Genomic DNA, 13665 nt, shown 5'->3' with positions numbered 1-13665 from the left:
AGCCGACGTAGACATTTCGTCGGAGGAGGCCGCCGAGGCGGCCGCGAGCTGGCCAAAAGCATTACGGGTGAAGAAGATTGGGCGGGTCGTGCGAACGCACCCCGCCTCAAAAGGAAGTTTCTTTATTTCCGCGCATATCAAGGAGTGCAGACTACGAGGCGACTCTGCAGAGAGAATGCACCAAGGCCAGGCGCCTATTTGAATTGATAGGCCCTGACATAGTCGACAAACATGAAGCAGGGATCCGGGGCGACCATTTTGGTGACGCTGTCGACGATGCCCAGATTCAAAAGAATATACATCGGCTGGCGATGTTCCGGCAGGACTTTGGTCTTCCAAACGAATTTGCCGTCGAAATACATGCGTATGAAATCGGTATCGATCTTTACGCCGTAGGTATGCATGTCCGTCGGGCTTGTCGTTTCATAGACATTGATGCGCGAAAAATCGGACTCATGCTTGCCGCCGCGGTGCCAGACATGCACGGTGGAGGAATAGGCGCCCGGCTTGTCGCCATAGTATTCGATGACATCGATTTCGGCCGTGGATTTCGAGCGGTCCTTGCCGATCAGCCAGAAGGCCGGCCAGACGCCGGGGCCGTCCGGCAAGCGAGCGCGCATTTCGAAATAGCCGTATTCCTGTGAAAAGCCATTGCCCTTCGCATCGACCGAAGCGAGCAGACCGGAGCGCCACTCGCCCTTGCCGTCGCGCGCCGCCGTGATGCGCAACATGCCGTCTTCCGTCTTGAAGGGGAAATCGCCCTTGGGGTCGGTAAAGCGCGCGCCGCCGAAATCGCCGTTCCAGGGTGTGTGCGCGATCCAGCGGGTGCCCGGCCCCCAGGGTGAGACGCTGAGGCTGTCGAAATTATCCTCGAAGGTCAGCGTCATATTGCTGATGTCGAGCGCGTCTCCCGTGTCGCCCGCTTGCGCGGCAAGATCGCTGCCGAGCAATGCAAGCGTGGCGCCAAAGCCTGCACGCAGAAATCCGCGGCGGCCGATCGACCATGGTCGTCTATGTTTGAACAAGTGATCCATACTCTGACGCTAACGCGGCGGCGCCTATCCGGTACAGAACCCATTTCGGTTTATGCGGTACCCCAAAGGGCTTAAGCGCGGCGGAAATACAAGCCAGCCGGCGCCGTGATAGTTTTTGTCCTGATGAAATAGACGATATTTCGGAGCGGACGGCATATGAATTTCATGGGTTTACTAACGTTTGTCGTCGGCGTGGCCATGCTGGCTGCGCCCGTTCGATGGTCGTTTACCGTCATGATCCTGTCTACGGTGTTCGGTGCGGCTGCCGCCTTCAGCGTGCCGGGCCTTGGCGGCGCATCGGTTCTGGTGCCGAGCCTTTTCCTGCTGTTCTTCGGCGTGCGCTTGTTCCTGGCCTATGGCGAAGGACCGCTTTTTGCTGCCTTGGCGCCGCCGCGTCCCGGTTTCTGCCTTCTGGTGCTGACCCTCTTCGGCTTGGCAACAGCCGTCTTTTTCCCGCGGCTGTTCCAGGGCATGACGGAGACGATGACCGTCGAGCGGGCGGTAGGCGGGCGCAACTTCATTTCGCTGGTGCCGCTGAAGTTTTCGTCAAACAATATCACCCAATCCGTCTATGCGATTGGTGGCCTCGTCTGCTTTGCGGCCACTTTCGCCTTCATTCGCAAAGGCGGCACTCCCACCAATCTGATCAATGGAATGCTGGTGGTCGCCAGCGTCAATCTCGGTTTCGCCCTTGCTGACATTATTACGTATTTCAGCCACACGGAATTCCTTCTCGGTTTCGTGCGAACCGCCAACTATGCGCTGCTGACCAACGCCGAGAAAGGTGGACTGAAGCGGATCTCGGGGACATTTCCTGAAGCGTCGGCCTTTGCAGATTTCACGCTCGTGCTTTTTGCGATGACGGCCAGTCTATGGCTAAGCGGCATCAGATCCCGCGCGACCGGCATTATCGCCGGCCTGCTTCTGGTGGCCCTGATCCTCTCGACATCGGCAACAGCCCTCGTCGGCCTTGGCCTGGTCCTGCCGGTGCTTTGCCTGCAATCTTTCCTGGCTTCGCGCAACGAACCAGGCACCGGACGCCCTGTGATGATCGTCGCCATCATGGCTGCAATGCCGCTTGTCATTCTCTTCGTTCTGATCGCCATGCCCGATCTTGCCAACGGCTTGCACGACTTCCTCGACGAGATGCTGTTCTCGAAAGCCGACAGCCAGTCCGGTCGCGAGCGCTTCATGTGGAATTCCATGGCCTATCAGACATTCATCGACACCCAAGGCTTCGGCGCGGGATTGGGCAGCGCGCGTGCATCGAGCTTCGGCCTCGTGCTGCTTTCCAATCTCGGCATTCCCGGCGCGCTGATCTTTGCGCTCTTCGTGCTGCTGATCCTGAAAGCCGATACCCGGGCGAGGAACCTGCCATCCCGGGAAGCCGCGGCCGTTGCCCGGGCCGCGAAGGCCGGGTTCATCACCGTGCTGGTTTCCGCGGCCACGTCGGGCACCGTCTATGATCTCGGATTGATGTTCTACATTCTCGCAGGCAGCGTCTCCGCCCTCACGGTCCCATCTCTGGTTCGCGCGCACGACGCGCCGGCGGCGCGCATGCGGCAAATTGGTGTTGTCGGGAGATTGCCGTGAAGATTGTCGTATTCAACGTCAAATACAGCGAAAATCTTGGAGACGGTCTTTTGGCGCAATGCGTCGAGGCTGGGCTGACCAAGGAAGCCGTCCATATCGAGGTGGAGACGATCGATCTCGCTGGACGGGAAGGTTTCGGGACGAGCGGAGGAAGCGGCCGGCGTCAGCAGGCTCTGAAGGTGCTGCACCGGCTGCCCGCCTTCGCACGGCGTTGGGCCGTAGGCTATGTTCTCGGGCGCTCGCTTCGGAAATTGCGAGGCCGATGGGATGCCAAGATCGCTGCCGCGGATGCGGTGGTGATTGGCGGCGGCAATCTCTTTCAGGATGACGATCTCAATTTTCCCCTGAAAGTCGGCACCGTGCTTGATAGCGTCCGGCGCCACAATCGGCCATTGGCGATCTATGCAGTCGGTGTCAGCGGCCATTGGTCCGCACCGGCAGCGCGCCTCTTTGGTCGGCTGAAGCAGACCAATCTCGTCCACCTCTCGGTGCGCGACAGCTTCGCCCAAGACAGTTGGCGTCGGCACTTTCCTAATGGACCGGAAGCGAAGATCGTTCACGATCCAGGATTGCTCGCACGGACGCTCGTCAGTGATGATTGCAGTCCAGCGTCGCCGAAGCGCCGGCCAATCATCGGCCTGTGCGTGACGGAGCCGGTCATTCTGCAACGGCATGCCAGCCAGAAGGCCTCTGCCATTCCGCTGCAGGACATCGCCGAATATCGGGATCTCATTCGACTGTTGGTTCAGGATGGATATCGCGTGTGCTTGTTCTGCAACGGCGCCAGCGAGGACCAGATCTTCGCCCAACGAATAATGGACGAGGTCCTGATGCACCGTCTCGCCCTATCCGGCGCGCTGCAGCTCGCCCCGCGTCCACGCGCGCCGGAAGAGCTGATTCGGATCCTGCGGTCGGCCAATGTCATCCTTGCCCATCGGCTGCATGCCTGTATCGCCGCCTATTCCCTGGGGATTCCTCATGTCGGGCTGGGCTGGGACAAGAAGGTCGAGGGCTTCTTCCGATCGGTTGGCCGGCAGTCCTACTTCCTCAACGGCAGCGGGACGTCGGTATCTGATATTGCTCGATTGTTAAGGGCGGCTGATTCGGAAGGAATCGAATCGCACCACCATCGGGTGATTATGGCCGAGGCAGAAGCTGGAATTGCCGATATGCGTCGGAATCTCACCCAGAGGGATCAGAATATCGCCGCCGAGATGTCGTCCGTAATACGAAATGATCATCGCGCGGCGGCATCGAATTAATACCAAGAAATTCCGGGGTAATTACCATGTATAATGAGCGATGTTAGATGCTTTAATCATATGACAGGCAAATTAATCGCCGTGTGATTTCGAAGAGAATTCACATAAGCAATATAGACTACGAGCCACGCCGAAAGTTGCGTGCTATATACTTGCCATACGTAACGTGATATACCTTCAAGGGACAGGTTATTGAGAACCTTCCCGATATGGTATTTGGTTCGGGGGCACGTATGACAACGCAGGTTTCCATAGGGCGTCTACAACAGGCCGTGAGTCCTGATCTATATCGTCAGAAATCAGAACTGACGGGCGGCATTCCGCGCACATATGCTCCCGGTGAAACCATCTACGATTATGACGACGATACGCCGCGTCTTCTTTTTCTCGTCAGCGGATGGGCGGTTTCCAGCAAGATGCTGCCAAACGGCACGCGCATCGTCATCGAGTTTGCGCTCCGTGGTGACATGATCTCCACTCCTTCGGTAGAACTGGCGCGCGAGACGGTACAGGCTCTCTCCAAAGTCACCGTCATGGAATTCCCGGATTTCACCTCCCATACAACCCTGGACGTTTCTTCGCGACTCTATCGCATCGTACTCACCGAGATGATGCGGCGGCAGGCGCGCATGTCCGAGCGGCTCGCCAATATCGGCCGCCGTGACGCTCTGGAGCGCACTGGCCACCTGCTGCTCGAGCTGGCGACCCGGCTTGGTCCGTCGCGGCTAAAGCCGAACTTCGATGGTTTCGAATGCCCGCTGACGCAAGCCGATATCGGCGATGCCGTCGGCCTGTCGACGGTACATATCAACCGCGTCCTCAGGGATATGAGGTTGGGCGGACTTTTGTCGTTCCGCAATGGCATCGTCGAATTTCTCGACCGCCACAAGCTCGCGGAACTCGTCGATTTCGACGAATCCTATTTCACGCCGCATATGATTTAAAGTCCGGCGCGAGCGCGCTCGCGTTATTTCAAGTCGATAACAATCGTGAGGCGAATATTTTTAGACTTTATTAACATATGTTAATGTCCGACTAAATAGAATCAGCGATTATCCTTCTTGTGATCAGGTAAGTTACATTTCAAGGACAGGAGGAATGCTATGAGTCAACACGAAATTTATCGGTTTGGTTCGGTATATCTATTCAGTTACTTTGAAATAATACCTACTCATATGGATTCTGAAGAATAGAGGCCAAGTGTGGAGTAAGGAGTAACGGCCATGGACAGGCAGTCTTTAGCGAATGAGAAATTTGGGACAGAAACAGCAACCCGTCTTATTTCAGTCCGCGCGTCGGATTCATTGCGGGCTTTCACCGCGGCAGGCGCGGTAAGCACCGACGAATGCGAGGACTATCTTCTCCTAATCGATGCCCGAGCTTTGGACAGGGAATGCCTGTCCCGGAGCCTGACGGAATATGACGAAAGCATGAATATCGTCACCGTCGGATCATTCGAGGAATGGCAGAAGCGCCGTATGCAGAGCGAACCGTCCGCAATTCTTTTCATGATCGGCGGACGCAAGGTTTCGGATGCAGACGTCTGCGATAAGATCTCCGCCCTTGCGGAGAGGTTCAAGGCAAGCCCCGTTATTGTCGGGGCTGAGAGCGACGAACTTGCGCAACTTCTCAAAGCGCTGGAATGCGGCGCTCGCGGTTACATCCCGACCAGCGTCGGAATCAATGTCGCCGCCGAAGCCGTAGCGCTCGCCCGTGCAGGCGGCGTGTTCGTGCCGGCCAGCAGCATTCTCGCTGCCAAGGAGGTCATCGCCTCTGTAACCAGCGGAACACGCTGCGCCGACAGTCTGTTTACGCCGCGTGAAGTCGTCGTCGCCGAAGCTCTTCGGCGCGGCAAGGCCAACAAGATCATCGCCTATGAAATGGACCTTTGCGAAAGCACGGTCAAAGTACATATCCGCAATATCATGAAGAAACTGAATGCGACGAACCGGACGGAAGTCGCCTACAAGATCAGGGAATTCGTGAGATAGTATCAGCTTCGTGCCAACAAGCTTCGCCGGTGCCGTTTAAACGCGGCGCTGGCGAAATACTTTTTAACCTCGAATATTCGGAACGCTTGAACCTGCAGCCTCGCTTGCATTCTGCGGAATGGATTGCAGCAGCGTCTGTCGCGCCGAGGCAAGATGGGTACGGCAAGCCCTGTCGATCCGCTCCGGATCGCGGGATTGCAACGCCTCGATATAATCGAGATGTTCGGTGATGGCGCGCGCATTGCGCTCTCGGGCGAAGGCCTTGTTCCACTGATAGTGATAGTGAAAAACGATGGCGATCGCGTCGTAGAAATCGGCGATGAAGCGGTTGTTCGAGGCGCGATGGATGAGAAGGTGAAAGCGCTCGTCGAGCTGCGAGAAATCGCGATAACGCGCCTCGAAATCCTCTTGCAAGTCATAGTGTTCCTGCTTGATGGCCGCCAGAGCGGCCCAGGCCGGATGCCCTGCCGGCAGGCGCCCGAACTCGGCAGCCGAATGCAGCTCGAACATTTCGCGCACCTCGGCAAGCTCCAGAGCGAATTCGCTGGTAAACCCCTTCAAGATCCAATGACTGTTCGGCCGCTTTTCGATCAGACCGAAGCGGCTGAAGCGGATGAGGAATTCGCGCACGACAGACGTTCCCGTGCCGATTTCGCGCGCCAGTTCCAATTCGTTGATCTGCATTCCGGGCTGCGCTTCGTCGGAGAGGATGCGCAGCATGAAGCTGCGTTCGATGATGTCGTGCAGCGAATTGGTCTCTTCTTCCGGAAAGAAATCGGCTTCGGTCGGCTGACGCAGCACGGTTTTTTGCCGCTTGTTCCAGCGGATGATGCCAGCGTCACTTAGACGCAGCAGAATGGCGCGCGCCGTGCTGCGGCTAATACCAAGCTCGGCAGCGATTTCAGGCTCGGTCGGCAAGGCGGCGTCCAGCTTCAGTCCGGCGACATAGCGATTATACGCATCCTTGAAGAGCGTGTTTTGTCTCGCCATTTTCCCCCTCTTTTATAGTCGGCGGCCCCACGTCGACGACGATGTCAGACCCATGCTCGAGTGGCAGTCAAATTCGGGAATGCCGCCGGATGCGCCGCGATTGTGTCCTCTCCTGTCGCGCCCGACCTCCTCCCAGGTTGGTGAGCGATTTCCTCGTTGACACCAAAATGTTTATTGTAGATAAAAAACAAAATCAATCGGCAATGGTCCCCAAGCCAATGCCGAAAAACAAGATTGTTCAGGGAGAGGACATTGAACAGCCAACCTTGGATCCTTCTGTCGGAAGGCGACAATGTTGCGGTGGCGACGGCGGCGATTGCGGCTGGCGCTACGGTCGCCAATGGGATTTTGACACGCGACAAGATCGATCCCGGCCATAAGTTCGCCATTCAAGACATCGCCATCGGCATGCCCGTCGTGAAATACGGCCAGGCAATTGGCCGCACGACGGCCGAGGTCAAGGCTGGCGATCATGTCCATAGCCATAACCTGCACTTCGAAAATGATCGCCTTGCGGCGACCGCCAATGCGGCGCCGGAAGCAGCAACTGAGGCCGACAAGGCTCGGACGTTCATGGGCTTTCGCCGTGCCGACGGCCGGGCGGCAACGCGCAACTATATCGGCATCATTGCCAGCGTGAACTGTTCCACAACGGTTTGCCGCGCCATTTCAGAAGAGGCAAACCGGACACTCCTGCCCCATTATGACGGCATCGATGGTTTCGTGCCGATCGTCCACGACCAGGGTTGTGGCATGAGTTCGACCGGCGACGGCATGCAGACGCTGCATCGCACGCTTGCCGGCTACACCCGTCATGTGAATTTCGGCGGCGTGCTGATGATCGGCCTCGGCTGCGAGGTCAACCAGCTCACGCTTTATGGCCAGAGCGGCGCTGGCGCCAGCAAGCGGCATTTCAACATTCAGGATGCCGGCGGCTCGCGCCGCGCCGTGGCGCTTGCCATGGGTGTCCTGAAGGAGATCGCTGAGGAAGTCGGTCAGGCTCGCCGCGAGCCCATCTCGATCAGCGAGATCATCGTCGGCCTGCAATGCGGCGGCTCCGATGGTTTCTCTGGCATCACCGCCAATCCGGCGCTGGGTGCCGCGGCCGATTTGCTGGCGGCTGCGGGCGGCACGGCAATCCTGTCGGAGACCTCGGAAATCTACGGTGCGGAGCATTTACTGCGCAGCCGCGCGGTCAGCGACGCGGTCGCCGCCAAACTCGATGCGAAAATCGACTGGTGGGAAAAATATGTCGCCATGCACGGCGCCTCGCTCGACAACAACCCCTCACCCGGCAACAAGCGCGGCGGGCTTACGACAATTCTGGAAAAGTCGCTCGGCGCTGTCGCCAAAGGCGGGCGCTCGCCGCTAACCGCCGTCTACAGCTACGCCGAACGGGTAACGGACCACGGGCTCGTCTTTATGGACACGCCCGGTTATGATCCAGTTTCGGCAACCGGCCAGGTGGCAGGCGGAGCGAATATGATCGCCTTCACGACAGGTCGCGGCAGTTGTTTTGGCTCTCGCCCAGCGCCTTCGTTCAAGCTGTCGAGCAATTCGGCGCTTTACCGATCTATGGAAGAGGACATGGATATCGATTGCGGTACCATAGCCACTGGCGAGGCGACGATATCGGGCAAAGGCCGCGAGATCTTCGAACTGATCATCGAGATTGCGTCGGGCAAGAAGACGAAAAGCGAAACCTTCGGCTATGGCGACAACGAGTTCGTTCCCTGGCACCTCGGAGCGACGCTTTAAATAGGTAATGCATGCCATCACAAGGGAGAGGTGATGAAGAGGAGAAGAATCGGCAGGACAAGCCTTGAGGTCACCGAATTCAGTTTCGGGGCCGCAGCGCTCGGCGGTCTTTACCGCACCTGCCCACGTGACCAGGCCATGAACACCCTGCAGGCGGCGTGGGATAGCGGTATCCGCTATTTCGATGTTGCGCCTTGGTACGGCTTCGGTCTCGGTGAACGCCGCGTCGGCGATTTCCTGCGCGACCAGCCGGAAGACAGCTATGTCCTTTCGACCAAGGTCGGACGGCTGATGCGGCCGGTTGCGAGCGACAAGGTGCCGAACTATGGCTATGTCGACCCCCTGCCCTTCGATGCGGATTACGATTATTCCTATGACGGTATCATGCGGTCGGTCGACTTCAGCTATGCCCGCCTCGGCCTCAACCGCATCGACATTCTCTACGTCCACGATATTGGCGGCTACACCCACGGCAAGGCGCTGAATGAACATCACCTCGGCCAGCTCCTGGGCTCTGGGCTGAAGGCATTGGAGGAGCTGAAGTCCTCGGGCGCGATCAAGGCTTATGGCCTCGGCGTCAATGAGGTACCGATCTGCCTCGACGTCATGCGTGAGGCGGACATCGACTGTATCCTGCTCGCTGGCCGCTATACCCTACTCGACCGTTCGGCGGTGGCTGAGCTGCTGCCGCTCTGCGAGAGGAAAGGCACGTCGCTTGTGGTTGGCGGCGTCTTCAATTCCGGCATTCTTGCGACCGGCCCCGTGCCCGGCGCGCATTTCGATTATCTTCCGGCGACAACGGACGTTTTGGCCCAGGTCAAGGCGATGGAAGATATCGCCCAGCGCCATGGCCTGCCGCTTGCCGCACCGGCAATCCAGTTTCCGCTTCGCCATCCGTCCGTGGCTTCGGTGCTGATCGGCACAGCGAAACCGGAAAGTCTCATCCGCAATATGCAGCTCGTGGAGCCTGAGCTTCCGGCCAGCCTCTATGCGGAATTCGAAGGATTGACCCTGGTCGCGCCACCCTTGGGAGACGAAGCTGTCCGGGTTTGAAAAAGAATAAGGAGCTATCGGGCCGCCGCGAGAGGCGGCTCCGAGGAGGAGGAAAGCCTGTTTTGGCGTGGATGGTACCGCGTGGTCCCGAAAAATATGAGGATTGCGCAACAAACATCTCCGCGATGCGTGAGCCCGTCAGGGCTCACGATACCGAGCCGCAAGCGTTCAACGGCCGGTGTGCAGGAGCAGAGCGCGTTGAGAGGAGAAATCAATGAACATCGCCAAATCCCTTCTGTCCCGCCGCACTTTTGCCGGTCTTGCCGGCGCGGCGATCATTGCCGTCGCCATGCCGGTGCAATCCTTTGCGGCCGATGTGACCATCCCGATCATCGTCAAGGATACGACATCCTTCTACTGGCAGATCGTTCTTGCCGGCGCTCGCCAGGCGGGCAAGGATCTTGGCGTCAAGGTGCCGGAACTCGGCGCCCAGTCGGAATCCGACATCAACGGTCAGATCAGCATTCTCGAAAACGCCGTTGCCGGCAAACCGGCCGCCGTCGTGATCGCGCCAACCGAACGCAAAGCACTCGGCAAGCCGGTGGATGAGGCCGCGAAGTCCGTGCCAGTGGTCGGTATCGACTCGGCGGCCGATTCCAAAGCCTTCGTATCCTTCCTGACCACCGACAATACGGCCGGCGGACGCATCGCCGCTGACGGTCTTGCCGCAGCGATCAAGGGTATGACCGGCAAGGAAGAAGGCGAAGTCGCCATCATCACCAGCTTGCCGGGTGTCGGCTCACTCGATCAGCGCCGCCAGGGCTTTCTGGACGAGATCAAGAGCAAGTATCCTGGCCTGAAGGTCGTCGCCGATAAATATGCCGACGGTCAGGCCACGACCGGCCTCAACATCATGACCGACCTGATCACGGCCAATCCGAAGCTTGTCGGCGTCTTCGCCTCGAACCTGATCATGGCGCAGGGCGTCGGCCAAGCGATTGCCGAAAACAAGCTCGGCGACAAGATCAAGGTCATCGGCTTCGACAATGACGACAAGACGGTCGGCTTCCTGAAGTCCGGCGTTCTCGCCGGCCTCGTCGTCCAGGACCCCTATCGCATGGGTTATGACGGTATCAAGACGGCGCTCGCCGCCTCCAAGAAGGAAAAGGTCGAGGCTAATGTCGACACCGGCGCAAACCTCGTGACCAAGGCGAATATGAGCGATCCAAAGATCGACGCCCTGATCAATCCGAAGGTCAAGTAACGAGCTGAGGGCCGCGCCTGGGAGGCCGGGCGCGGCCTGTTTTCATTCCAGCTTCGTTTGCGGAGACGAACGGAGCGAGTGATCGGTTAAGGGAGGAGAGCCATGACGAACCTCGAAGAGATCAGTCATCGACACGATGACAATATCCGGACGGAAGCAAACCGCGTTCCGGCGGGTTCGCCCATCCTCGAACTCAGGGGGCTGCAGAAGCGCTATGGCTATGTCGAGGCGCTGAAGCCCGCGACGATCACCTTTCTGGCGGGCGAAATCCACGCCATCGTCGGTGAAAACGGCGCCGGCAAGTCGACACTTATCAAACTCCTGACCGGTGTCATCACCAGGACGGCGGGTGAAATATTCTGGTGCGGTCATCCGGTCGGACTTTCCAATCCGAACGAGGCGATCGCCCGCGGCATCAATGCCGTGCATCAGGAGGTGGTGCTCTGCCCCCATCTGACCGTCGCGGCCAATCTTTTTCTCGGCGACGAGGTCAATCGCTTGGGGCTGATGCGCAAGAAGCAGATGGAGAAGCTGGCGCAGACCGTGCTTGACGATCTTGGCTTTGGCCTGCCGGCAGCCGCGCTGCTAAGCTCGCTCACCATCGGCCAGCAGCAGCTCGTAGCCACCGCCCGCGCCGCAATGCGCGGTACCCAATTCCTGATCTTCGACGAGCCGACGGCTTACCTCACCCGAAAAGAATCCGCGCAGCTCTTCAAGCTGATCCGCCGCCTGCAGGCCGAGGGCGTCACCATTGTCTATATCAGCCACCGCATGGAAGAGGTCTTCGAATTGGCAGACCGTGTCTCGGTCCTGCGTGACGGCACCCATGTCGGCACGCGCGCGGTCGGCGAGACCAACGAGGACGAATTGATCAAGCTGATGATCAACCGCTCGATCGAGCAGATCTATCATAAGGAAGAGATTCCGATCGGCGAGACCATCCTGGAAACCCGCGGTCTCTCCGGCCCCGGCTTTGAAAATGTCTCCCTGAGCGTCCGGGCCGGCGAGATCGTCGGGCTCTATGGCTTGATCGGCGCCGGCCGCAGCGAATTCGCGCTTGGGCTTTACGGCCGTCAGCCACTGTCTGCGGGCGAGATCTACTGGCAGGGCCGGAAGGTCGATATTCGCAGCGAGCGGGATGCCATGGACCTCGGCATTGCGCTCGCGCCGGAAAGCCGCCGCGATCAGGGGCTTTGCCTCAACCTGCCGATCGGACTCAACATCAACCTGCCGGTGTTTAAGCGACTGAGCCAGGGGCCAATCATCAACAATAGCAGCGAAGCGGCCAATGCCGATCGGCAGATACGCGATCTCAGCATCAAGACGCCGAGCCGGCGGGTTCTCGTTTCGGCCATGTCCGGCGGCAACCAGCAGAAGGTCGTCATTGGCAAGTGGCTCAGCCACGGCGCCAAGCTCTTCATTTTCGATGAGCCGACCGTGGGCGTCGATGTCGGCACCAAGGCGGAGATCTACCGGTTGTTCGCCAAGCTCTTGCGGGGTGGCGCGGGCATCATCGTCATCTCGTCCTACCTACCGGAAGTCTACGAGCTCGCCGACCAGCTCCACGTCTTCCGCCGCGGCCAGCTCGTCGCCAGCCATGATTTTCACGCTGCCACGCATGAGGAAGTCCTCGGCGAGGCAATCGGCGTCTGAACGACACATAAGATAAGGATAGAAAGAGGGAGAACAACAATGGCCGCAAATACTACAGAAGGCCCCACCGTCGCACCGCGGCGCAAGATGAATATCCTCTTCAGCTTGACGCTGATCCTTCTTCTACTTGCTCTTTGGGTCGTCCTGGGCTTTTGGACAGACAAATTCTGGACGCCGCTCAACATCACCAACCTGATGCGTCAGGGCTCGATGACGGCGATCCTGGCCCTCGGCCAGACCTTCGTCATCATCACGGCGGGCATCGACCTATCCGTCGGCGCCATTGTCGGCTTCTGCACCGTTATCATCGCCTGGCTGCTGCAGGCCGGATTTCCGGTTTCCGCCGCCATTCTCATTACGCTGGCTTTCGGCGTGCTGATCGGCGCATTCCACGCCTTCGGCATCGTGCGCATGGGCCTGCCGCCGTTCATCATCACGCTGGCGACATTGACGTCCCTGCGCGGCATCGGCCTGCTCATCACCAACGGCTCGACGATCAATATCGTCAACGACGATTTCACCAATTTCGCCGTCGCGGATTTCTTGGGGATTCCGAGCCTGTTCTGGATGGTGATCCTCGTGGCGATACCGGCTTTCATCTTCCTGCATCTCAGCCGCTGGGGCCGCTATCTCTTCGCCGTCGGTTCGAACCGCGAAGCCGCGCGTCTCTCCGGCGTCAACGTCACCTGGATGATCTACCTCGCCTATATTCTGTCAGGCACCTGCGCCGCTTTCGTCGGTGTCCTGCTCGCCTCGCGCATCGCCATCGGCAATGCGACGCAGGCGGATGGCTGGGAATTGCAGGCAATCGCCTCTTCGGTCATCGGCGGCACCAGCCTTTTCGGCGCCGTCGGCTCCGTCTACGGCCCACTGATCGGCGCCTTCATCCTCGCCACCATCAACAACGGCGCCAACCTGCTGAACCTGAATTCCTTCTGGCAGCGCATCATCACCGGCGTGCTGATTATCGTGATCGTCTATTTCGATCAGTTGCGGCGGCGGCGTCTCTAGGGACCATCGAAATCGAATGATGATGTCGGCGGGCCGAAATGGCTCGCCGATTTGCATGGCATCGTATGACCGACCGTTCCGAAGGAACAATGACTGGCCTCACCCGGGCGAGCAAC

11 protein-coding genes are annotated in these 13665 nt (G+C 58.8%); 9 read left to right on the top strand and 2 right to left on the bottom strand.

Annotation, left to right across the window (positions count from 1 at the left end):
* Nucleotides 1-194 precede the first annotated feature (194 nt).
* Nucleotides 195-1025: a glycoside hydrolase family 16 protein gene (locus tag N2601_RS22945; RefSeq protein ID WP_260305045.1), complete on the bottom strand. Its 831-nt coding sequence runs from the start codon at nt 1023-1025 to the stop codon at nt 195-197.
* A 165-nt stretch (nt 1026-1190) separates the two neighbouring features.
* On the opposite strand from N2601_RS22945, the gene N2601_RS22940 reads away from it, so the two are divergent.
* From N2601_RS22940 to N2601_RS22925, 4 genes are all read left to right on the top strand, one after another.
* Complete coding sequence (locus tag N2601_RS22940) at nt 1191-2627, top strand: O-antigen ligase family protein (protein WP_260305044.1); 1437 nt, start codon at nt 1191-1193, stop codon at nt 2625-2627.
* Complete coding sequence (locus N2601_RS22935) at nt 2624-3889, top strand: polysaccharide pyruvyl transferase family protein (protein WP_260305043.1); 1266 nt, start codon at nt 2624-2626, stop codon at nt 3887-3889. Before N2601_RS22940 ends, N2601_RS22935 begins: the two co-directional genes overlap by 4 nt.
* A 272-nt stretch (nt 3890-4161) precedes the next feature.
* A complete protein-coding gene (locus N2601_RS22930) occupies nt 4162-4833 on the top strand; it encodes a Crp/Fnr family transcriptional regulator (RefSeq protein WP_260305042.1) in 672 nt (223 codons plus the stop codon).
* 279 nt (nt 4834-5112) lie between these two features.
* Nucleotides 5113-5880 (top strand): response regulator transcription factor, encoded by a 768-nt coding sequence (locus N2601_RS22925; protein ID WP_104826635.1) that lies wholly within the window; start codon nt 5113-5115, stop codon nt 5878-5880.
* A gap of 63 nt (nt 5881-5943) precedes the next feature.
* Here N2601_RS22925 and N2601_RS22920 read toward each other — a convergent pair whose 3' ends face one another.
* On the bottom strand, nt 5944-6870 hold the full coding sequence (locus N2601_RS22920; RefSeq protein WP_260305041.1) for a GntR family transcriptional regulator: 927 nt from the start codon (nt 6868-6870) through the stop codon (nt 5944-5946).
* Nucleotides 6871-7122: 252 nt separating this feature from the next.
* On the opposite strand from N2601_RS22920, the gene N2601_RS22915 reads away from it, so the two are divergent.
* From N2601_RS22915 to N2601_RS22895, 5 genes are all read left to right on the top strand, one after another.
* The gene (locus tag N2601_RS22915; RefSeq protein WP_260305040.1) at nt 7123-8628 is read left to right on the top strand and encodes a UxaA family hydrolase; all 1506 of its coding nucleotides are present in this window, start codon (nt 7123-7125) and stop codon (nt 8626-8628) included.
* Nucleotides 8629-8661: 33 nt separating this feature from the next.
* Nucleotides 8662-9681 carry an aldo/keto reductase gene (locus N2601_RS22910; RefSeq protein ID WP_260305039.1) on the top strand — a complete coding sequence of 340 codons (1020 nt, stop codon included), beginning with the start codon at nt 8662-8664 and terminating at the stop codon, nt 9679-9681.
* A gap of 214 nt (nt 9682-9895) precedes the next feature.
* Nucleotides 9896-10885, top strand: a complete 990-nt coding sequence (locus tag N2601_RS22905; protein WP_104826631.1) for an ABC transporter substrate-binding protein — start codon at nt 9896-9898, stop codon at nt 10883-10885.
* Between the two features lie 102 nt (nt 10886-10987).
* Nucleotides 10988-12538 carry a sugar ABC transporter ATP-binding protein gene (locus N2601_RS22900; RefSeq protein WP_260305038.1) on the top strand — a complete coding sequence of 517 codons (1551 nt, stop codon included), beginning with the start codon at nt 10988-10990 and terminating at the stop codon, nt 12536-12538.
* A gap of 39 nt (nt 12539-12577) precedes the next feature.
* Entirely contained in the window at nt 12578-13549 is a 972-nt protein-coding gene (locus N2601_RS22895; protein WP_104826629.1) for an ABC transporter permease, read from the top strand.
* Nucleotides 13550-13665: the final 116 nt, after the last annotated feature.

The sequence above is a fragment of the Rhizobium sp. CB3060 genome (assembly GCF_025200735.1).
GTDB lineage: Bacteria > Pseudomonadota > Alphaproteobacteria > Rhizobiales > Rhizobiaceae > Rhizobium.
The sequence above is the reverse complement of the archived record's forward strand: the minus strand, read 5'-3'. Positions and strand labels throughout refer to the sequence as shown.